This window comes from Paraburkholderia sp. BR10141 (assembly GCF_056155635.1).
Genome location: NZ_JBMIQH010000017.1, coordinates 171,547 through 192,908, shown reverse-complemented (window position 1 = coordinate 192,908; position 21,362 = coordinate 171,547). Strand labels below are relative to the sequence as shown.

Here is a 21,362-nt window from a genome sequence, read left to right as displayed (position 1 = left end):
GAAGGCGACCTTGCCGACCCGGACGTGAAGCGGGTGCTGGAGCTGCTTCGGAACGTCTGAGCGCGGCGGCAATATGGAGGCGCCGCGCCCGACGTACAAAACTATCGAATCCCGTGTTTATCTTCGATTGAGGATGTGCTATGACCCCGTCTGATGTAAAAGCCACGCTATCGTTCAGCGACAATTCGCCGAGCGTCGAACTGCCGATCTACAAGGGCACGATGGGCCCGGATGTGATCGACATCCGCAAACTGTACGGTCAGACCGGCAAGTTCACGTATGACCCAGGCTTCATGTCGACGGCGTCGTGCAACTCGGCGATCACGTACATCGACGGGGACAAGGGCGAGCTGCTCTACCGCGGCTACCCGATCGACAACCTTGCGCAAAACGCCGACTTCCTCGAAACCTGCTACCTGCTGTACCGCGGCGAACTGCCGAACGCGGCGCAGAAGGAAGAGTTCGTGAGGACCGTCACGCAGCACACGATGGTTCACGAGCAAATGCAGTTCTTCTTCCGCGGCTTCCGTCGCGACGCGCACCCGATGGCGATTCTGGTCGCCGCAGTCGGCGCGCTGTCGGCGTTCTATCACGACTCGCTCGACATCAATAACCCGAAGCATCGTGAAGTTTCGGCGATCCGTATGATCGCGAAGCTGCCGACGCTCGTCGCCATGGCGTACAAGTACTCGATCGGCCAGCCGTTCGTGTATCCGCAGAACAATCTGTCGTACAGCGCGAACTTCATGCGCATGATGTTCTCGAACCCGTGCGAAGAGTACAAGGTCAACGACGTGCTCGTGCGCGCCCTCGACCGTATCCTCATCCTTCACGCCGACCACGAGCAGAACGCTTCGACGTCTACCGTACGTCTGGCCGGTTCGTCGGGTGCGAATCCGTTCGCGTGTATCGCTGCGGGTATCGCCTGTCTGTGGGGCCCGGCGCACGGTGGTGCGAACGAAGCCGCACTGAACATGCTGGAAGAAATCGGCTCGCCGGACAAGATTCCTGAGTTCATCAAGCAGGTGAAGGACAAGAACTCGGGCGTGAAGCTGATGGGCTTCGGCCACCGCGTGTACAAGAACTACGACCCGCGTGCGAAGCTCATGCGCGAAACGTGCTACGAAGTGCTGAACGAACTCGGCCTGCACGACGATCCTTTGTTCAAGCTCGCCATGCAGCTCGAAAAGATCGCGCTGGAAGACGAATACTTTGTGTCGCGCAAGCTGTACCCGAACGTCGACTTCTACTCGGGTATCGTGCAGCGCGCACTGGGCATCCCGACCTCGATGTTCACGTGTATCTTCGCGATGGCACGTACGGTGGGCTGGATTGCGCAGTGGAACGAAATGATCGCCGACCCCGAGCAGAAGATCGGCCGTCCGCGTCAGCTGTTCATCGGCGAAACGCCGCGCGAAGCGAAGCCGATCTCGCAACGCTAAGCAGTTTCGCTTTGCCACGCCGCGCGCTCGATGGCGCGCCGCGTGCGAGCTCTCATGCAAACGCCCCGACGGGTTATCGCCCGTCGGGGCGTTTTCTATTTGAGGCCGCGGCCGCGCTCAAATCCAGCCGTCGATCTTCAGCCCGCTCGCCGCTTCCGCCTCCTCGCGCGTGACCTCGCGCACCGTCTCGCCGAAGCTCCATACGTGGCCTTCGGGGTCGCACGCCACATAGACGCGGTCGCCGTAGAACTGGTCCGCCGGCTCGCGGATGATCTTTGCCCCGGCGGCGCGGGCGCGTTCGCAATGCGCGTCGAGGCCGCTTTTCAGCTGCACGTGGACCGACTGCGTGTTCTTGCCTTCCAGTTCGGCGGGGCTCGTGTAGGGCATGCCGGGCCAGCCGCCGCAAATCATCACGTAGCCGTCGCCAAAGCGCATTTCCGAGTGACCGAGCTTCCCGTCCGGCGACGTGACGACGAACTGGCGCGTAAAGCCGAACGCCTTTTCGAGCCAGTCGAGCGCGGCGAACGGATCGCGATAGTAGATGGCAGACCCGAAGGCCGGACGCGGCGAGATATTGCTCATGCTTGTCTCCCAGGCAGTACGTGTGACGAATCTAGCACCAGCGTGGTGCGATTGCGCGCAGCGCGCTCACGCCCGGCCTTTACCTCCCACGTAATCGTCAGCTCGCACGGCATCGACGACGATGTCGCTCATCGGCACACCCCACCCGCAAGGAGCGACCACCATGGCAACTTTCAACGCCCGCCAACCCGGCTACATCCGCATCGACGACGATACCGCGCTGCACTATCGCGACTGGGGCGATGGCGCACCGCTCGTGTTCCTCTCGGGCTGGACGCTCAACGCCGACATGTGGAACTACCAGTGCGCGCCGCTCGCGGCCGCGGGGTTTCGCTGCGTGGCCTACGACCGCCGCGGGCATGGCCGCTCGAGCGACCCGGGCCGCGGCTACGACTACGACACGCTCGCCGACGATCTCGAAGCTGTCCTTGCCGCCCGAGGTCTGGAACGCGCCACGCTGGTCGGCCATTCGTTCGCGAGCGGCGAGATCGTGCGCTATTTGAGCCGCTACGGCTCGCGCCGCGTGGCAGGCATTGTGCTGCTTTCGCCGGCGTCGACGCCGTGCTTGCTCAAGACTGCTGACAATCCTGGCGGCCTCGATGCGAGCCTTTTCGAAGCGTCCATCGAAGAGATGCTCACGTCGTTTCCCGACTGGATCTCGCGGCGCGCCGAGGCTTACTTCAGCCTCGGTACATCGCACGCGGTCATTCAGTGGACGGCCGACATGATGCTGAACGCGTCGCTGTACGGCGCGGCGCAGCTGTCGCGCGTGCAGATGGTCACCGACTTTCGCCGCGAACTGGCCGCGATCGACGTGCCGGCGCTCGTGCTGCACGGCGACTGCGATGCCTCTGCGCCGCTCGAGATAACCGGACGTCCCACGGCGGCCGCGCTCGAACACGCGACGCTGAAGGTCTATGAGGGCGGCACGCACGGCATGTACTTCAACCACGCCGCCCGTGTGAACGACGATATCCGGGAGTTCGTCAAGCGGTGGCAGGCATGAAACGCGACACGTCCAGTTCGCGGAACCACATCGCGGATACAAGTCGTAATCAGGGCCTGGCCGCTCGCGCCGGGCGCAACGGAATAGTGCCCCCGCGCCCCTCGTTTTGCAGATGACACGCGGCCGGCGCGAGCCCGCTCACGCGCTGCGTGCCAGGCGTACCGATGGAGTCTTCACGGCCAAAGCGCACAGCCCGTGCGCCGCGAGGCCGGTCCGTCGAGAGAGGCGACATCATGCGCAAACTTCTCGTCTTCACGGCGCTGGCCTGTTTGGGCGCCTGCACGACGCCGGCCACGTCGCAGCAGCCCGCGGACGCGTCGTCTTACCCGCCGCCCGACTGCCGCACCGTCACCGGCACTGCCGAGATCGACGGCGCGCCGCAGGTGATCAGCGGTCTCGCCTGCCTGCAGCCCGACGGCACCTGGCAGATCGTGCAGGGTAACGACGGCACGCTGGTCTACCCGGTGGCATGGACCGACGCGACGACCTGGTACGCCGGTCCATGGTACGGCTGGTGGCCGCCGGTGTTCGTGGGCGGCTCGTTCGTGTTCGTCGATCACTTCCATCACTTTCATCACATGGATCACGTCTTTCCTGGCGGCCCACATATGCATCCGGGGCCAGGCATGCACGGCGGATTTCATGGCGGTTTCCACGGTGGTCACGGCGGCGTCTGGAGCGGGGCGGGTGGCATGCATGGCGGCTCGCATCGCTGAAACCCACCGCACGGCCTGATTTGCGCACGGCGAATCCTTTATGATGGAGCGCGCCTTCCCACCCGAGACGCTCCATGTTTTTTGCCGCGCATTCCCTGCATCGCCGCCTGAGCATTGCGATCGGCACGCTCGCGATCCTCGTCGGCGTGCTGGGTGCGCTCGGCACCTTCCTCGTCGTGCGCAGTCTCGCCGCCGAGTTCAACACGACGCTGCGCGATGCTGCCGCGCACGTGCAGACCGGCGTGCCGCATCGCGCGATCGAGCCGCGCGGCGACAGCGACGCCGCCGACAATTTCGTCGTGCAGATCTGGTCCGCCGACGACGGCGAAGTCCCGAGCCGTACGAGCAACGCGCGTATCGCGCTGCCGCGCGCGCCAAGCGGCTTCTCGTCGGTCGAATACGACGGTGAGTCATGGGACGTGTTCGCACTCGCCGCCGGCGACGAATACATTCAGGTGGCCGAATCGCGCAGCATGCGCAATCGCAACGCCTTGCGCGTGGCGTTCTGGAGCCTGTTGCCGGTGCTCGCGCTGCTGCCACTGCTCGCTCTCACGATCGCGGTGACGGTGCGCGTTTCACTGCGGCCGCTCGAGCGCGTCGGTCGGCGTGCGGCGAAGGTCGATCTGCACGACCTCAAGCCGCTCGAAGTGGGGCAGGCACCCGTCGAGCTGCGGCCCTTCGTCGAGTCGATCAATCGCATGATCGAGCGCCTTTCCGTGCTCGTGAATGCCGAGCGCATGTTCATCGCCGATGCCGCGCACGAACTGCGCTCGCCGATCTCCGCCATGCAGTTGCAGATCGACAACCTGCACAACGCGCCGCCCGAACAGTACCCGGAGCGCTTCGAGGAACTGCGCCGCGGCATCGTGCGCACCGGGGCGCTCGTTTCGCAGCTGCTCGGTCTCGCGCGCGCCGAAATCGGCAGCACGCAACGCGTGCTGGCGGAGGTGCCGCTCGCGCAAGTCCTCACTGACGTGCTGGCCGACCTGCTGCCGCTCGCCGACGCGCGCGGCGTCGATCTGGGCGTGACGCGCCTCGACGACGTGACGGTGCGCGCAACCGAAACAGACATGCGCGTGCTCGTGCGCAACCTCGTGGACAACGCGATTCGCTATAGCCACGCAGGCGCGAACGTGGACGTGGCGGTGCGCCGCGAGGACAAAAGTGTCGTCATCGACGTGATCGACAACGGACCCGGCATCGCCGAGGCCGATTTGCCGCGCGTGTTCGACCGGTTTTTTCGCGCGGGTGGTCATCGGGGTGACCCGCGTGGTAAGCACGACTCGCACGGCAGCGGCCTTGGTCTCGCCATCGCGCAGGCGGTAGCGCGCAGCTATCGCGGGTGCGTGACGCTCGCGAACCGGCGCGATGGGCAAAGCGGAATCGTCGCGCGTATCGAATTACCGCGCGAGTTGCCGCGCGCGTGAGCACCGCGTCGATCTAGCGAGCACAGGTCAGGCAAAATCCGGGGAAGCATGTGAAACAAGGGACGGACACGATGCGCATTCTGCTGATCGAAGACGATCTGCTGATCGGCCCAGCGCTGCTGCGCGCGTTGAAGGACGCGTCATACAGCGTCGACTGGGTGCGCACGGGCGAGAGCGGTCGCGACGCCATTCGCGACGGCTCGTATACGGCGGTGCTGCTCGACCTCGGTCTCGGCGATATGAGCGGGCTCGACGTGCTGCGCACGCTGCGCGAGTCGCAGGACGCCACGCCCGTGCTCATCATCACCGCGCGCGACGACGTGGACACGCGCGTGGAAGGCCTCGATCTCGGCGCCGACGACTATCTCGTGAAGCCATTCGAGAGCAAGGAGCTGCTCGCGCGCATCCGCGCCGTGGTGCGACGCAAGTCGGGCTTTGCCTCGCCGACCATGGGCAGCGGCCGCGTCACACTCGACATGAACGCGCGCCGCCTCACGTTCGACGGTCAGTCCGACGATCTCTCCGCGCGCGAATACGCGCTCATGCTCGCGTTGCTCGAGCGGCCGGGCGCGATCCTGTCGCGACAGCAAATCGAGGAGCGGCTCTATGGCTGGGGTGAGGAAGTGGAAAGCAACGCGGTCGACGCCGTAATCTACAGCGTGCGCCGCAAGTTCGGTCACGCGGTGATCCGCAATGTGCGCGGGCTCGGCTGGGCCGTGTGCGTGTGAGCGTCGGCGCAATCGAAGAAAAAAGCGCGCAAAAAGCTGCGCGCTGTAAAAACCGCGGCGGGCGCGGGGCTCGCCGCGTGGCGCGATGCGCGGGGGAAGGTCACGCATCGCGCTCGAACTTACGCCAGCAGGCGCTGCCAGGGTTCCTTCTGCCACGCACGGCTAAGCGAGGCGAGCAGCGCGACTTCGCTTTCGGCCACGTGCCGGTCCGAATACACGGCCACATGGCACAGATTCAGCACTTCGGCACGCAGCGCGGGATCGTCGAGCTCGCGCATCACCTGCTGCATCACGTCGGAGTCGAGCTTGCACGCATCGCTCCAGTTCAGGTGCGAAGTGGTCTGCAAGTCTTCGCAGAGGCCCTTGAGTATGTCGCCGAATTCGCCGGGCGCAAGGCCGAGCCGGTCGGCCAGGCGCGCGCGATGGACGGCTGCAAGCTCCTCGCTGCTCAGGTGGCCGTCTGCGAGCAGCGCGACGGCGACGATCCGGCCCGCGGCTTGCGGGCTGTTGCAGGTATAGGTACGCATGGTCAGGAATCCTCTTCAAACGTGATGTCGATAAAACGGCAGGCGCAGCAGCGGCTCAGTCGAAGATGTCCTGCAGCCACGACTTGCGACGGTGGCTGTTGCCGCGGTAGCTTTCGTGAGCGCGGCGCGGGGCATAGTCGCCGTGTTGCGCGCTGTGCTTCGAGCCGTGCTGGCGGAATGCCTGTGCATCGCCTTCGTTGCGATAGTGCCGGTTGCCGCTGCGTTCGATCAGCTTGTCGAGTTCGCCGCGATCGAGCCAGACGCCGCGACACTGCGGGCAGTAGTCGAGTTCGACGCCCTGACGCTCAGTGAGCGAGAGGGTGACGTCAGGGCAGTTGGGGCATTTCATGATGCGCTCCGTGATGAGTGACAGGTCATCGAGGCCCGTGCCGTCTTGCCTGAAGGGCAGTGCGGCCTCGATGGAAACCATCCTGACAGAGCAAAATGAGCGAAGAATGAGGAGCGGGGCGGCCTGACGCCGGTCAGGCGGCCGGCCACACTAGAACTGGTAATTGATCGAGACGTCGCAAACGCCGCCCGTCTTCGACTGGATGATCGGGCTGTGCGAGGCGCTGCCGAGCAGGCGCTTGATGGCGCCGTCCGCGCTCACGAACCAATGTTTGTTGACGAAGTAGACCATCGTGATGCCGAAGCCGGCCGACTTGAGGCCCGCGCTCGCGTCGTACTGGCGGTAACCCGACGCGGCCGCCTGCTGCGGCGTCACGCCAAACCAGCTCTGCATGTAGTTCGAGTCGGCGAATGTGACCGAGGGGCCGGCGAACCAGTAGAAGTTCTGGTTGCTGCCGGGCAGCGGCATATAGGCGCCGAGATCCGCGGTCCAGCCGTTCGAACCGCCGAAACTGCGCGTGAAGGCGGTGCGGAACACGAGCGGAAAGTCCTTCGAAATCACGTACTCGCCGGCGATCTTCAATTCGGGCGCCGGGTTGATGTTGCCCATGCCGTGCAGCCGCGTCGGGTCGTCCTGGCCGCGACGTCCGAGGTCGTAGGCCCCGGCGACGCTCACGCGCCAGTTCGGGCCCTGCAGAACGTTGACGCCGAAGCCTTCGCCCGTCGAACCGAACAAGATGTCCTTGTAGCGCAGATCGATGCTCGGCCCGACCAGCGTGTGATAGCGGTCCGAGCCGTCGTAGCGCGGTTCGAAGGTGGCGCCCACGCCGAGCCGCGCCTCGAAGTCGGGACGGTTCGGCTGAAACATCTTTTCCAGCGGAATGCCCGCGGAATATTGCCATTCGCCGAGCGGCGAGGGGGTCTGCGCCTCGGCACGCGGGGCGAGCGCGGCGAGAGCGCATGCCGCAGCGGCGAGAGACACACGCTGCGTGGCCCGCGAGCGGCGCGGCGCCGATGGTTTTATTCTGTTTTTTCGTTGTTGCGCAGTGCGGATTGCGAGTGGCATGAAGCCTCCGGGTTTGCCTGGTGAGCCGCGGCGTCGTTCGTTGAGTGCGACGCACTCACAATGGAACTCCGCGCGGCCGGGCTCGTCGAGCAAACCTCGTGCCTGGCTTGTCCATGACCGGGCGGCGTCCGCCCCGGCGACTCGCCGCGCCCCCGGTGGCGATGGCCGTCGAAAGCGTGAAACGAGTCTTGATAATCAGGAAAACTAATTGAATTGCGAAAGCTCCACGCACCTTTCTGGAGCGCCGCAATCACCCGATTAAACCTTGGCGCCGATTTGCCGTTAGACAGCTATGGACCTCGGCGATGCGGCCCCCCTGTGTCGCGGAACCCGAAGCCCATGTTGCACCGTTCTCACAGCGGTCACCAACTTGCGCCGGTCGTGGTCGGGCCGGCGCATCCTCTTTTTTGTATCCCGAACCCTTTTGACGCACGGCCGAGTGGCGCCCGCTACGGCGTGGCGCCCCTGCGCGCCGACGACGCGCGCGCCGGGTAACGCTGATACAGGTATCGCGACTACCACCCAACTCCCTGTTTTTTATCGCTTTTTTTCGGAAGGGGTCCTGTGGTGAGCGGGTTTCGCGTGGCATAATCGATTCACACTGTATTGCCCCGCAGTCAAACATTTCCCCGCACATCATGGCAAAGACGCTCTACGACAAATTGTGGGACACCCATGTGGTCCACACGGAAGACGATGGCACGACGATTCTCTACATCGACCGTCATCTGTTGCACGAAGTCACCAGTCCGCAGGCTTTCGAAGGCCTGAAACTGCACGAGCGCCCGGTGTGGCGCATCAGCGCGAATCTGGCCGTTTCCGACCACAACGTGCCGACCACGGACCGCAGCCACGGCATTGCCGATCCGGTCTCGAAGCTGCAGGTGGACACGCTCGATTCGAACTGCGACGCCTTCGGCATCACGCAGTTCAAGATGGCCGACCAGCGTCAGGGCATCGTGCACATCGTCGGTCCGGAACAGGGCGCAACGCTGCCCGGCATGACCATCGTCTGCGGCGACTCGCACACGTCCACGCACGGCGCGTTCGGTGCGCTCGCGCACGGCATTGGCACGTCTGAAGTCGAGCACGTGCTGGCCACGCAAACGCTCCTGCAAAAGAAGAGCAAGAACATGCTCGTGAAGGTCGAGGGCCAGCTGCCGCGCGGTTGCACCGCGAAGGACATCGTGCTCGCCATCATCGGCAAGATCGGCACGGCGGGCGGCACGGGCTACGCCATGGAGTTCGGCGGCTCGATGATCCGCAGCCTCACGATGGAAGGCCGCATGACCGTGTGCAACATGGCGATCGAAGGCGGCGCGCGCGCCGGCATGGTCGCCGTGGACGACACCACGATCGAATACCTCAAGGGCCGTCCGTACTCGCCGCAAGGCGCGGAGTGGGATCAGGCCGTCGAGTACTGGAAGAACTTCCGCACCGACGAAGGCGCGCATTTCGACCGCGTGGTCGAACTGAGCGCGGCCGACATCGTGCCGCAGGTCACGTGGGGCACGTCGCCGGAAATGGTCACGGCAGTCGACAGCCGTGTGCCGGACCCCGAGCGCGAGAAGGACCCGGTCAAGCGCGACGCGATGGAACGCGCGCTGCAGTACATGGCGCTCGAACCGAATACGCCGATCGAGTCGATCAAGCCGGACAAGATTTTCATCGGCTCGTGCACGAACGCACGCATCGAAGACCTGCGCTCCGCCGCTTACGTCGTGAAGAAGCTCGGCCGCCGCGTGGCGCCGAACATCCGCCTCGCGATGGTCGTGCCGGGCTCGGGTCTCGTGAAGGCGCAAGCCGAGCGCGAAGGCCTCGACAAGGTGTTCACCGAAGCCGGTTTCGAATGGCGCGAGCCGGGCTGCTCGATGTGTCTCGCGATGAACGCCGACCGGCTGGAGCCGGGCGAGCGCTGCGCGTCTACGTCGAACCGCAACTTCGAAGGCCGTCAGGGCGCGGGCGGTCGCACGCACCTCGTGAGCCCGGCCATGGCAGCCGCCGCGGCAATCGAAGGCCATTTCGTCGACATTCGCAAGCTGGGCTGAGCAGAGGCTACACGGATCATGGAAAAATTCATCGTACACACCGGCGTCGTGGCGCCGCTCGATCGCGAGAATGTCGATACCGACGCGATCATTCCCAAGCAGTTCCTCAAGTCGATCAAGCGCACCGGCTTCGGCCCGAACGCCTTCGACGAATGGCGTTACCTCGACCACGGCGAGCCTGGTCAGGACAACTCGAAGCGCCCGCTCAACCCCGACTTCGTGCTGAACCAGCCGCGTTATCAGGGCGCCTCGGTGCTGCTCACGCGCAAGAACTTCGGCTGCGGCAGCTCGCGCGAACACGCGCCGTGGGCGCTCGACCAGTACGGCTTCCGCGCGATCATCGCGCCGAGCTTCGCGGACATCTTCTATAACAACTGCTTCAAGAACGGCCTGCTGCCGATCGTGCTTTCCGAAGCGGATGTGGATCACCTGTTCAACGAGACGTACGCGTTCAACGGTTTCCAGCTCACGGTCGATCTGGACAAGCAGGTCGTGCGCACGACGGACGGCTCGAAGGAATATCCGTTCGAAGTGGCCGCGTTCCGCCGCTACTGTCTGCTGAACGGCTTCGACGACATCGGCCTCACGCTGCGTCACGCCGACAAGATCCGCCAGTACGAAGCCGAGCGCCTCGCGCGCCAGCCGTGGCTGAACAACCGCGTGCTCTGATAACTGCACATACGCACACTGAACAAACAGCGAGGAATCACAGGATGAAGATTGCAGTGCTGCCGGGCGACGGCATCGGTCCCGAGATCGTCAAGGAAGCCGTCAAGGTGCTCAATGCACTCGGCGAAAAGTTCGAGCTGGAAGAGGCGCCGGTTGGCGGCGCGGGCTACGAGGCTAGCGGCCATCCGCTGCCCGAGGCAACGCTCGCGCTGGCGAAGTCGGCCGACGCGATCCTGTTCGGCGCCGTGGGCGACTGGAAGTACGACAAGCTCGAGCGCGCGCTGCGTCCCGAGCAGGCCATTCTCGGCCTGCGCAAGCATCTGGAACTGTTCGCGAACTTCCGCCCGGCGATCTGCTATCCGCAGCTCACGGGAGCGTCGTCGCTGAAGCCGGAAATCGTTTCGGGCCTCGACATCCTCATCGTGCGCGAACTGAACGGCGACATCTATTTCGGCCAGCCGCGCGGTACGCGCGAAGCGCCGGACGGCAACTTCAAGGGCGCGCGCGAAGGCTTCGACACGATGCGCTATGCAGAGCCCGAAGTGCGCCGCATCGCTCACGTGGCGTTCCAGGCCGCGCAAAAGCGCCAGAAGAAGCTCACTTCTGTCGACAAGGCCAACGTGCTCGAAACGTCGCAGTTCTGGAAGGACATCATGATCGATGTCTCGAAGGAATATCCGGACGTCGAGCTGTCGCACATGTACGTCGACAACGCGGCCATGCAGCTCGTGAAGGCGCCGAAGGCGTTCGACGTGGTGGTGACCGGCAACATGTTCGGCGACATTCTCTCGGACGAAGCCGCGATGCTCACGGGCTCGATCGGCATGCTGCCCTCGGCCTCGCTCGACAAGAACAACAAGGGTCTGTACGAGCCGTCGCACGGTTCGGCACCGGATATCGCGGGCAAGGGCATCGCCAACCCGCTCGCCACGATCCTTTCGGCTGCCATGATGCTGCGTTACTCGCTGGGCCGCCCGGAACAGGCGGACCGCATCGAGAGCGCGGTGAAGAAGGTGCTGGAACAAGGCTATCGCACCGCCGACATCATCACGCCGGACTGCAAGCAGGTCGGCACGGTGGCAATGGGCGATGCGGTGATCGCAGCGCTGTAAAGTCGCACGAAGGGCATGCCGTTTCAGGCGTGCCCTTTTTTGTTTCGCGCGCCTGAACGGGCGTCCAAATAGCGGAAAGCATGGTTTTTCCGCGCAAATTAACTGTTTCGTGTATATTGCTTCGATGGCGAAGATCTCCCAGATCACGACTGTTACGAACATCCACGGCATGAAAGCCCGTGCGATTTCGCTCGCCATCACCACGAAAACGACGATTATCAAAACGATCACCATTCGTTGATCGCTCGTCGTGCCCGCTCATCTTCCCCGCGCGGCCACGCCGGGCGAGCGAAGCGGGGAAGTGTCCATCTCAAGGGTTAGTCATGAACGTAGGTCTCGTAGGTTGGCGCGGCATGGTCGGCAGCGTGCTGATGCAGCGCATGCAGGAAGAACGCGATTTCGACCTGATCGAACCGGTGTTTTTCAGCACCAGCAACGCAGGCGGCGCGGCTCCGTCGTTCGCCAAAAACGAGACGAAGCTCAAGGACGCGAACAGCGTCGACGAGCTCAAGAAGTGCGACATCATCATCACTGCCCAAGGCGGCGACTACACCAACGAGGTGTATCCGAAGCTGCGCGCGGCAGGCTGGAACGGCTACTGGATCGACGCGGCCTCGGCGCTGCGCATGAAGGACGACGCCGTCATCATCCTCGACCCGGTCAACCTCGATGTCATCAAGGATGCGCTGGTCAAGGGTCAGAAGGACTTCGTCGGCGGCAACTGCACGGTCAGCCTCATGCTGATGGCGCTGGGCGGCCTGTTCCGCGAGAACCTCGTCGACTGGATGACGGCCATGACGTACCAGGCCGCTTCGGGCGCGGGCGCGCAGAACATGCGCGAACTGCTCTCGCAGATGGGCGCGCTCAACGCATCGGTTGCGGGCGATCTGGCGAATCCGTCGTCGGCGATCCTCGACATCGACCGCAAGGTGCTGGCCACCATGAACAGCGACGCCATGCCGACCGAACACTTCGGCGTGCCGCTCGCGGGCTCGCTGATCCCGTGGATCGACAAGGATCTCGGCAACGGCATGTCGAAGGAAGAGTGGAAGGGCGGCGCGGAAACCAACAAGATTCTCGGCAAGCCGGCCATGGGCCAGCCGGGCTCGATTCCGGTCGACGGCCTGTGCGTGCGTATCGGCGCGATGCGCTGCCACTCGCAGGCGCTCACGATCAAGCTGAAGAAGGACGTGCCGCTCGACGAGATCGACGGCATCCTCGCTTCGGCCAACGACTGGGTCAAGGTCGTGCCGAATCAGCGCGAGGCGTCGATGCGCGATCTGTCGCCGGCCGTGGTGACGGGCACGCTGTCGGTGCCGGTTGGCCGTCTGCGCAAGCTGGCCATGGGCGGCGAGTATCTGTCGGCCTTCACGGTGGGCGACCAGCTGCTGTGGGGCGCGGCTGAACCGCTGCGCCGCATGCTGCGCATTCTGCTCGACAAGTGAATGAATTAAACTACGCGGCTAATGACGCGTAGACAGGGTGAAAAGCGCCGCGCCCGTCGCGGCGCTTTTTTTGTTGCATGCTTTTTATTGCATGCATCGATGCAATCGCCCCGAAGCACACACCTATTTGATCGACAGCCGCAAGAGCGGTATGCCAGGGCAACTGATGATCGTTCGATTTGATTCTGTTTCCGCCGCGCCTCGCGCGAAGCGCGCCCAAGGGCGGCGCGCCATCCGCGCCACCGTGGCGGCGGCGAGCTTCCTGTTCTGCGGCCTCGCCGCTGCGCAGGGCGGCGCGAGTGCGGCGCAAGGCGCGGCAGGTGCCAGTGCCCCCAGTGCTGCATCGTCCACCGCGGCGGCGGTGAGCATCGCGGGGCAATACACCGTTCGTCCCGGACAGTCGTTGCATGACGTGGCCGTCGACCTCACGCAGTCGCACGACAAGGGCACGCTCGCACGCATGAGCCACGCGCTCTTCGATGCGAACCCCAGTGCGTTCATCAAGCAGGATCCCAGCCGCATGCGCGTGGGTGCGACGCTGAACGTGCCGGCCACGCCGGACGTTTCGAGTGCGCCGCAGGGCATGACGGCGGCATCGGGTGGGGCTGCAGCTTCGGCTGCCGCCAGCGCTGCCGCCACGGCGGCCGCACCTGCTGCACCTGCCAGCACCCCGGCCGCTGCTTCGAGCGGCGCTGCCGAGGCGGTAGCGGCTGCATCGTCGGCGGCTGCTGCCGCAACGGGCGGCGCGAGTTCGGCAAGTGCTGCCGCGGCGACTGCGGGGGCTGCCTCGGCAGTCGCAGCGAGCGGCCCCGAAGCGCCGGCGCCAGGCGCTTCTGGTGCCGCTGCCATGGGCGCCAGCGCCGCGGCGCCGGCGTCGGCGGGCAGCGACTCGCACGTATGGAGCGGTGCGGTTCAGCAGGCCCCGGCCAGCAGCGCATCGGCACAAGGCGCGAAGGCGCCCGTGACCGTCTCCAGCCTGCAGCAGCTCCTCGCACTGAAGAACCGCGTGCTGATGGCGTTGCAGCAGCACGGCATCGGCAAGCCGGCGCAAACGGCGGGCGGCGCGTCCGCGGGTGCGCCTGCTACCCAAGGCGGCGCGCCTGTGCAGAACGGTGCGGCGAACGCCGGCCCGGCCGGCGGTCAACCGGAAGTCTCGCCGATCGCCATGGGTGCCGTGGCGGCGATCGTCGTCGCGCTGCTGGCGTTGTTCGTGCGCCTGCTTACGCGCAAACGCAAGAAACCGCCTGAGCAGGCGCCTGAGGTTTCGCCCGAAGCGCACGAGCCGACACCGTCTGGGTCGGCTGCCGCCGCCGTTGCCGCCGCACCTGAGGCCGAAGAGCCACCGGTATTGCGCGAGCCGATTTCGCACGCCGGGGATGAACCGGGCGTGAACGAAGTCGCGCCTCTCGAGGAAGCGGAGTTTGTGCCGCCGGTTGCGCCGGCTGAACCCGCTGCGAACGAAGTCGCGATCACGCCGGTGCCCACCCCAGCCGTGACTGCCGCGCCGCTCGAACACGACGAAGCGCTGCCGCCGACGCTCACCGACACACTGCACCCGGCCCCTGCGCAAGCGCCTTCGGCAGCGCAGGAAGCTCACGCGGCCCCCGAACTGCCGCACGACGTCGAACCGGCGGAGCCGCAGACGCTTGCCGACGCGACCAACGCGGCCAGCCTCGCCGCAGCGGCGGAGTTGGGCGCGGATGCGCTGCCGCCCGAAAGTCTCGGCGCGCCGCGCACAGCCGAAGACGCCGAAGCGCTGGCGCGCACGCTGGAGGAACCGGCGCACGCCCAAAAGCCTGCTACGCCCGATCTCGCGCTCGACTTCGGCGACGGCGCACCGCAAGCCGCGCAACCGCAGCAAGCCGCGCAGGCGCCGCAGGCGCCGCAGGCCGAATCGCCCGTCGCGACACCGCCCATCACCGAAGCCTTCGAGCGCCCGCCGGCGCCGCTTACCGCACCTGAAATCCCGTCAGCACCCGCAGTCACCGCGAAGGACATGAGCTACGCCGAAGTCCCGATCGCGTTCCCGCAAGATGCAGTAGACGCGCTGGGTGGCCTCGACCTGCCCCTGCCGCCGCGTATCGGGGAGCCGGTCATGCCCACGGCGCCGCTCTCGACCGAGCCGGCCGCCACACCCGAGGCGTCGGCGCGTCTTTCTTCGCCGTTCTTCGACCCGCCTCCGCCGCTGGCGGGCCAGGCCATCGAAGCGGGTACGGCGGGCGCAGGCGCGCTCGCGGGCCTCGGCGCGCCGCGCTTTGGCGCGCTCACGCTCGACTTCGATCTGAACCTGCCGCCCGATTCGGCCGAGCCGCTGCCGGTCTTCACACCCGAGCAGCTCGCGCGCATCGCGCGCAACAAGCTCGACCTCGCGCACGAGTACATCGCGCTTGGCGACGTGTCCGGCGCCCGCTCGCTCATCAACGAAGTGATCGAGTCGAACGACCCCGCCACGCGCAGCGACGCGCAGGCGCTGCTGTCGACGCTCGCTCCGCTTTCGTGACGCTGCTGCAAGCCGTATGCGTATCGCGCTAGGAATCCAGTACGACGGCGCCGCGTTCTGCGGCTGGCAGTCGCAGCCGCACGGCAAGACGGTGCAGGACGCGCTCGAACGCGCACTGCGCGAGTTCGCCACCGTGCCGCTGTCCACCATCGTCGCGGGCCGCACCGACACCGGCGTGCACGGCCTCGGCCAGGTGGTGCACTTCGACACCGACCTCGACCGCACCCCGTTCTCCTGGGTGCGCGGCACCAACGCGTTCCTGCCCTCCACGGTGGCGGTGCAGTGGGCCAAGCCGATGCCCGAGGCGTTCCATGCGCGCTTCGCCGCGTTCGAGCGCACCTACTACTACGTGCTCTACGTGAACCCCGTGCGCTCGCCGATGCTGGCGGCCCGCGCGGGCTGGATCCATGCGTCGCTCGACGTCGATGCCATGCGGGAGGCGGCGGCATGCCTCATCGGCGAGCACGATTTTTCGTCGTTCCGCTCGTCGGAATGCCAGGCGAAGACGCCGGTCAAGCATCTGTACCAGATCGACATCCGGCCGCAGGGCGACTTCATCCACTTCCGCTTTCGCGCCAACGCGTTCCTGCACCATATGGTGCGCAACCTCATGGGTTGCCTCGTGGCCGTAGGGCGAGGGCGCTATCCGGCCGCGTGGATGGCCGAGGTGCTGGCGGGCCGCGACCGCACCGCCGCCGCGCCGACCTTCATGCCCGATGGCCTCTATCTCGCCCAGGTAGGCTATCCTGATGAGTTCGCGGTACCCGCGCCGCATACTGCGAGCGTGCCGTGGAGCGCGATCTGGAGCGACGCGCCGGAAGGCCGTGCCTGAAGCGGCCCGCACCGCAAATCGCCCCAGTCAATCACGTTGCGATTGAAGCATCGAGACCAACACCGCATCCAGAACCATGACGTCAGCCGAGCAACTCGCCCCCGCGCACCGCACCCGCATCAAGCTGTGCGGACTTTCGACGCCCGAGGCGGTTGCGCACGCCATCGACCTGGGCGCCGACGCCGTCGGTTTCGTGTTCTATCCGCCCAGCCCGCGTTCGGTGAGCGTGGCGCAGGCGGTCGAGCTCACGCGCGACCTGCCGCCGTTCGTCTCGGTCGTGGGCCTCTTCGTGAACGCCACGCCGCAGTGGATGAGCGAAGTGGCCAGCAATGTCTCGCTCACCATGCTGCAGTTCCACGGCGACGAAACGCCCGAGCAGTGCGAGTCGCTGGCTTCCGTTGCCGGTTTGCCCTGGTTGCGCGCGCTGCGAGTCGCGGCCGATACTCGGCAGGCCGATTTGATAGAATCGGCTAATCGTTATTCATCAGCCAGCGGCCTGTTGTTCGACACCCATGTCGAAGGTTACGGCGGCGGCGGAAAGGTCTTCGATTGGTCACTTATTCCCGCAGGGCTCGCGCGTCGGGCCGTTTTGAGTGGTGGCTTGAACGCGCAAAACGTCAGTGATGCGATACGCCAGGTGCGTCCGTTCGCTGTCGATGTCTCCAGTGGCATCGAAGTGCCGGGCGCAAAGGGCGTGAAGGATCACGCCCGCATGGCGGCGTTCGTACGCGCGGTGCGCGAAGCGGACGCGGGATGAAATCCGGGGCGCATGCCCCTTTGGCCGGGACGGCCCGCGCAACGCGGGTCCTTCCAAGCCCGGCCGAGCGAGTGACTTATGTACAATTTGCCAGATGAACGCGGCCACTTCGGCCCTTATGGTGGCGTATTCGCTGCCGAAACCCTCATGCAGGCGATCGACGAACTGCGCGACGCCTACGCGAAATTCAAGGACGATCCCGACTTCCGTGCCGAATATGAGCGCGAGTTGAAGCATTTTGTCGGCCGTCCGTCGCCGATTTATCACGCACAGCGGTGGAGCGAGCTGCTGGGCGGCGCGCAGATCTATCTCAAGCGCGAAGACCTGAATCACACCGGCGCGCACAAGGTGAACAACGTGATCGGCCAGGCGCTGCTCGCCAGGCGCATGGGCAAGCCGCGGGTGATCGCCGAAACCGGTGCAGGCCAGCACGGTGTGGCCACCGCAACGATCGCGGCGCGCTTCGGCATGGAGTGCGTGGTCTATATGGGCGCCGAGGACGTGCGCCGTCAGGCCGCCAACGTCTATCGCATGAAGCTGCTGGGCGCCACTGTGGTGCCGGTCGAGTCGGGCTCGCGTACGCTCAAGGACGCGCTCAACGAAGCCATGCGCGACTGGGTCACCAACGTCGAAAACACCTTCTACATCATCGGCACCGTGGCGGGCCCGCACCCGTACCCGATGATGGTGCGCGACTTCCAGCGCGTGATCGGCGACGAATGCCGCGTGCAGATGCCCGAAATGACGGGCCGCCAGCCCGACTCCGTGATCGCCTGCGTGGGCGGCGGATCGAACGCGATGGGGATCTTTTACCCGTATATCGACGACACTTCGGTGCAGTTGATCGGCGTCGAGCCTGCCGGCGACGGCATGGACACGGGCCGTCACGCCGCCTCGCTCGCGGCGGGCACCGTGGGCGTGCTGCACGGCAACCGCACGTACCTGCTGCAAGACGAGAACGGGCAGATCATCGAGACGCATTCGATTTCGGCGGGCCTCGACTACCCGGGCGTCGGTCCTGAGCACGCGTGGCTCAAGGACAGCGGCCGCGCGCAGTACGTCACCATCGACGACGAGGAGGCGCTCAAGGGCTTCCACGACTGCTGCCGCATCGAAGGCATCATCCCCGCGCTCGAATCGAGCCACGCGCTCGCGTACGCGGCGAAGCTCGCACCGACGTTGCCGAAGGAGAAAATCCTGCTGGTGAACCTGTCGGGCCGCGGCGACAAGGACATGCACACGGTCGCTGAGCGATCGGGCATCCAGTTCTGAGCGCCCGGAGCGACACAAGCGATGCGTGACGAGTTCGACGAGCCGCAGACGCCGGCGCCCGTGGGCGAGGTGAACGCCGAAGCGGCTGCTCTGGAGGCCGCAGAGGCGGTCGCCAACGCGGCCGCCGAGTTACCCATACTCGCCACGGTGCCGGAGACCATCCGGCTCCTGAACCGCGATTTTCTGACCGATGCAGTCAACCTGCCCGACGCCTCGATCGATCTGATCGTCGCCGACCCGCCCTATGGGCTTGGCAAGGACTACGGCAACGACTCCGACATGCGCTCGGGCGAGAACTTCCTCGCCTGGACGTATGAATGGCTCGACCTGGCGATTCCGAAGCTCAAGCCCACGGGCTCGCTCTACGTGTTCTGCACGTGGCAGTACGCGCCCGAGATCTTCGTCTATCTCAAGTCGAAACTCACGATGATCAACGAGATCGTCTGGGATCGTCGCGTACCCAGCATGGGTGGCACGACGCGCCGCTTTACCTCGGTGCACGACAACATCGGTTTCTTCGCGGTGTCGAAGAATTACTACTTCGATCTCGATCCTGTCCGCATCCCGTATGATGCCGCCACGAAGAAGGCGCGTTCGCGGAAAATATTCGAAGGTAGCAGGTGGCTGGAGCTCGGCTATAACCCCAAGGACGTCTGGTCCGTCTCGCGGCTGCATCGCCAGCACGCGGAGCGCGTGGATCATCCCACCCAGAAGCCCCTGGAGATCGTCGAGCGCATGGTGCTCGCGAGCTGCCCGCCGGGCGGCCGCGTGCTCGACCCGTTCATGGGCAGCGGCACCACGGCAGTCGCTTGCGCACGTCAGCAGCGCGAATTCGTCGGCTATGAAATTAACGAAAGTTACTGCGCGATCGCGCGCGAACGCGTCAGCGCGGCCGCCGCAAGCGCCGTTGCGGCCGGCGCCTGATGCGCCGCCGCCGGACCCACGCGCAGTAACGCCTAAAAGCTGAGGACCCTGAAATGTCCCGTATCAAGACCACGTTCGAGGCGCTTGCCGCCCATGGCCGCAAAGGCCTGATCCCGTTCATGACGGCCGGCGACCCCGACCCCGCGCGCACCGTCGAGTTCATGCATGCGCTGGCCGCAGGCGGCGCCGACGTCATCGAGCTTGGCGTGCCGTTTTCCGACCCGATGGCCGACGGCCCCGTGATCCAGCAATCTTCCGAGCGCGCGCTCGAGAAGGGCGTGACGCTCAAGAGCGTATTCGCCGACGTAAAGCGCTTCCGCGAAACCGACGACAAGACGCCCGTCGTGCTCATGGGCTACGCGAACCCCATCGAGCGCATGGGCGCCGATGCGTTCGCGCAGGCCGCGAAGGAAGCGGGGGTGGACGGCGTGCTCGTGGTGGACTACCCGCCCGAGGAGTCGGTCGAGTTCGCGGCGAAGATGAAGGCCGCCGATATCGATCCGATCTTCCTGCTCGCGCCGACTTCGACCGATGAGCGCATCGCCGAAGTAGGGCGCGCCGCGAGCGGCTATGTTTACTACGTCTCGCTCAAGGGCGTGACGGGCGCCGCGAATCTGGACGTTTCGAGCATCGCGGGTAAAATCCCGGCGATCAAGAAGCATGTCTCGCTGCCCGTGGGCGTGGGCTTCGGCATTCGCGACGCGCAAACGGCCGCTGCCGTCGCGCAGGTTTCGGACGCCGTGGTGATCGGCAGCCGAATCGTTCAACTGCTCGAACAGGCCGCGCCGGAGACGGCCGCCGATACCCTCACGGAGTTCATCACGGGCATTCGGTCGGCGCTGGACGAAGTCTCCGCCGGGTAGAGCTGGCAGGCTAGCGTAGTTGGCTAGATTCGAGACTGCTGTAAAATCCACTTTTCGCCATGCGCGGTCGGGGTCGGAACCCGGTCGGTTTTACCGATCGGGCGATGAAACGGTCCGCCGCGCCCGCGCATCACGAAGGTCAAGGAAGGAACATCAATGAGCTGGCTCGATAAACTGCTGCCGCCCAAGATCAAGCAAACCGATCCGAAGAGCCGCAAGAGCATTCCGGAAGGGTTGTGGATCAAGTGCCCGTCGTGCGAAGCGGTTCTGTACCGCAACGATGTCGAGGCAAATCTCCACGTTTGCCCGAAATGCGATCACCACATGCGCATCAATGCGCGCGAGCGTCTTGACGGCCTGCTCGATCCGGAAGGCCGCTACGAGATTGGCCAGGAGATCCTGCCGGTCGACGCGCTCAAGTTCAAGGACAGCCGCAAGTACCCGGACCGCCTGAAAGAGGCGATGGACGAAACCGGCGAAACCGACGCCATGGTGGTGATGGGCGGCGCGATCCGCACGCTGCCCGTGGTGGTGGCCTGCTTCGAGTTCTCGTTCATGGGCGGCTCGATGGGTTCGGTGGTGGGCGAGCGCTTCGCGCGCGGCGCGCAAAACGCGCTCGAGCAGCAAGTGCCGTTCATCTGCTTCACGGCGTCGGGCGGCGCGCGCATGCAGGAAAGCCTGCTTTCGCTCATGCAGATGGCCAAGACCACGGCCATGCTTACCAGGCTGGCCGAAGCCAAACTGCCGTTCATCTCCGTGCTGACCGACCCGACGATGGGCGGCGTTTCGGCGAGCTTCGCGTTCCTTGGCGACGTGGTGATCGCCGAGCCGAAGGCGCTGATCGGCTTTGCCGGCCCGCGCGTGATCGAGCAGACCGTGCGAGAAAAGCTGCCGGAAGGCTTCCAGCGCGCGGAATTCCTGCTGCAGAAGGGCGCGATCGACATGATCCTGGACCGCCGCAAGCTGCGCGACGAAATCGCGCAAATGCTGGCGCTGCTGCAGCGTCAGCCTGCCGACGCGGTGGCTTGAACCCGGCTTTGAGCGATCTGCGGCGCTGCGTGCGCCGCAAGCCGCAACGCTTTACCCGACGCGCCGCGA

20 protein-coding genes are annotated in these 21,362 nt (G+C 65.4%); 16 read left to right on the top strand and 4 right to left on the bottom strand.

Features of this window, described 5'->3' with window-relative positions:
• Positions 1–140: 140 nt before the first annotated feature.
• Positions 141–1,442, top strand: coding sequence for a citrate synthase (gene gltA, locus ACOJB8_RS23500; RefSeq protein WP_069261393.1), 1,302 nt, complete (start codon positions 141–143; stop codon positions 1,440–1,442).
• A 117-nt stretch (positions 1,443–1,559) separates the two neighbouring features.
• Here the strand turns inward: gltA and ACOJB8_RS23495 are convergent, their stop codons facing one another.
• Positions 1,560–2,024 carry a VOC family protein gene (locus ACOJB8_RS23495; RefSeq protein ID WP_342946964.1) on the bottom strand — a complete coding sequence of 155 codons (465 nt, stop codon included), beginning with the start codon at positions 2,022–2,024 and terminating at the stop codon, positions 1,560–1,562.
• A 163-nt stretch (positions 2,025–2,187) separates the two neighbouring features.
• On the opposite strand from ACOJB8_RS23495, the gene ACOJB8_RS23490 reads away from it, so the two are divergent.
• From ACOJB8_RS23490 to ACOJB8_RS23475, 4 genes are all read left to right on the top strand, one after another.
• Positions 2,188–3,030, top strand: a complete 843-nt coding sequence (locus ACOJB8_RS23490; protein ID WP_475014581.1) for an alpha/beta fold hydrolase — start codon at positions 2,188–2,190, stop codon at positions 3,028–3,030.
• A 233-nt stretch (positions 3,031–3,263) separates the two neighbouring features.
• Positions 3,264–3,746, top strand: a complete 483-nt coding sequence (locus ACOJB8_RS23485) for a hypothetical protein (RefSeq protein WP_069261390.1) — start codon at positions 3,264–3,266, stop codon at positions 3,744–3,746.
• A gap of 74 nt (positions 3,747–3,820) precedes the next feature.
• Positions 3,821–5,173, top strand: coding sequence for a sensor histidine kinase (locus tag ACOJB8_RS23480; protein ID WP_475014578.1), 1,353 nt, complete (start codon positions 3,821–3,823; stop codon positions 5,171–5,173).
• Between the two features lie 71 nt (positions 5,174–5,244).
• Positions 5,245–5,901: a response regulator transcription factor gene (locus tag ACOJB8_RS23475; protein ID WP_321930572.1), complete on the top strand. Its 657-nt coding sequence runs from the start codon at positions 5,245–5,247 to the stop codon at positions 5,899–5,901.
• A 119-nt stretch (positions 5,902–6,020) separates the two neighbouring features.
• Here ACOJB8_RS23475 and ACOJB8_RS23470 read toward each other — a convergent pair whose 3' ends face one another.
• From ACOJB8_RS23470 to ACOJB8_RS23460, 3 genes are all read right to left on the bottom strand, one after another.
• Entirely contained in the window at positions 6,021–6,428 is a 408-nt protein-coding gene (locus ACOJB8_RS23470) for a tellurite resistance TerB family protein (protein ID WP_035512506.1), read from the bottom strand.
• A 55-nt stretch (positions 6,429–6,483) separates the two neighbouring features.
• Positions 6,484–6,777, bottom strand: a complete 294-nt coding sequence (locus tag ACOJB8_RS23465; protein WP_069261840.1) for a TFIIB-type zinc ribbon-containing protein — start codon at positions 6,775–6,777, stop codon at positions 6,484–6,486.
• A 150-nt stretch (positions 6,778–6,927) separates the two neighbouring features.
• Complete coding sequence (locus ACOJB8_RS23460; protein WP_083244979.1) at positions 6,928–7,842, bottom strand: MipA/OmpV family protein; 915 nt, start codon at positions 7,840–7,842, stop codon at positions 6,928–6,930.
• Positions 7,843–8,480: 638 nt separating this feature from the next.
• On the opposite strand from ACOJB8_RS23460, the gene leuC reads away from it, so the two are divergent.
• From leuC to accD, 11 genes are all read left to right on the top strand, one after another.
• Positions 8,481–9,890, top strand: coding sequence for a 3-isopropylmalate dehydratase large subunit (gene leuC, locus ACOJB8_RS23455; protein WP_069261386.1), 1,410 nt, complete (start codon positions 8,481–8,483; stop codon positions 9,888–9,890).
• 18 nt (positions 9,891–9,908) lie between these two features.
• Entirely contained in the window at positions 9,909–10,559 is a 651-nt protein-coding gene (leuD, locus tag ACOJB8_RS23450; RefSeq protein ID WP_069261385.1) for a 3-isopropylmalate dehydratase small subunit, read from the top strand.
• A gap of 44 nt (positions 10,560–10,603) precedes the next feature.
• Positions 10,604–11,671: a 3-isopropylmalate dehydrogenase gene (gene leuB, locus ACOJB8_RS23445; RefSeq protein ID WP_133183870.1), complete on the top strand. Its 1,068-nt coding sequence runs from the start codon at positions 10,604–10,606 to the stop codon at positions 11,669–11,671.
• A gap of 323 nt (positions 11,672–11,994) precedes the next feature.
• On the top strand, positions 11,995–13,116 hold the full coding sequence (asd, locus tag ACOJB8_RS23440) for an aspartate-semialdehyde dehydrogenase (protein ID WP_069261383.1): 1,122 nt from the start codon (positions 11,995–11,997) through the stop codon (positions 13,114–13,116).
• Positions 13,117–13,282: 166 nt separating this feature from the next.
• Entirely contained in the window at positions 13,283–15,616 is a 2,334-nt protein-coding gene (locus tag ACOJB8_RS23435; RefSeq protein WP_475014570.1) for a FimV/HubP family polar landmark protein, read from the top strand.
• 16 nt (positions 15,617–15,632) lie between these two features.
• Complete coding sequence (gene truA / locus ACOJB8_RS23430; RefSeq protein WP_342946971.1) at positions 15,633–16,448, top strand: tRNA pseudouridine(38-40) synthase TruA; 816 nt, start codon at positions 15,633–15,635, stop codon at positions 16,446–16,448.
• Positions 16,449–16,524: 76 nt separating this feature from the next.
• Entirely contained in the window at positions 16,525–17,205 is a 681-nt protein-coding gene (locus tag ACOJB8_RS23425) for a phosphoribosylanthranilate isomerase (RefSeq protein WP_069261381.1), read from the top strand.
• Between the two features lie 78 nt (positions 17,206–17,283).
• Positions 17,284–18,477, top strand: a complete 1,194-nt coding sequence (gene trpB, locus ACOJB8_RS23420; RefSeq protein ID WP_342946972.1) for a tryptophan synthase subunit beta — start codon at positions 17,284–17,286, stop codon at positions 18,475–18,477.
• Positions 18,478–18,498: 21 nt separating this feature from the next.
• Positions 18,499–19,401, top strand: coding sequence for a DNA-methyltransferase (locus ACOJB8_RS23415; RefSeq protein ID WP_475014565.1), 903 nt, complete (start codon positions 18,499–18,501; stop codon positions 19,399–19,401).
• A gap of 53 nt (positions 19,402–19,454) precedes the next feature.
• The gene (gene trpA, locus ACOJB8_RS23410) at positions 19,455–20,264 is read left to right on the top strand and encodes a tryptophan synthase subunit alpha (protein WP_342946973.1); all 810 of its coding nucleotides are present in this window, start codon (positions 19,455–19,457) and stop codon (positions 20,262–20,264) included.
• A 156-nt stretch (positions 20,265–20,420) separates the two neighbouring features.
• Complete coding sequence (accD, locus tag ACOJB8_RS23405) at positions 20,421–21,293, top strand: acetyl-CoA carboxylase, carboxyltransferase subunit beta (protein ID WP_069261377.1); 873 nt, start codon at positions 20,421–20,423, stop codon at positions 21,291–21,293.
• Positions 21,294–21,362 lie beyond the last annotated feature (69 nt).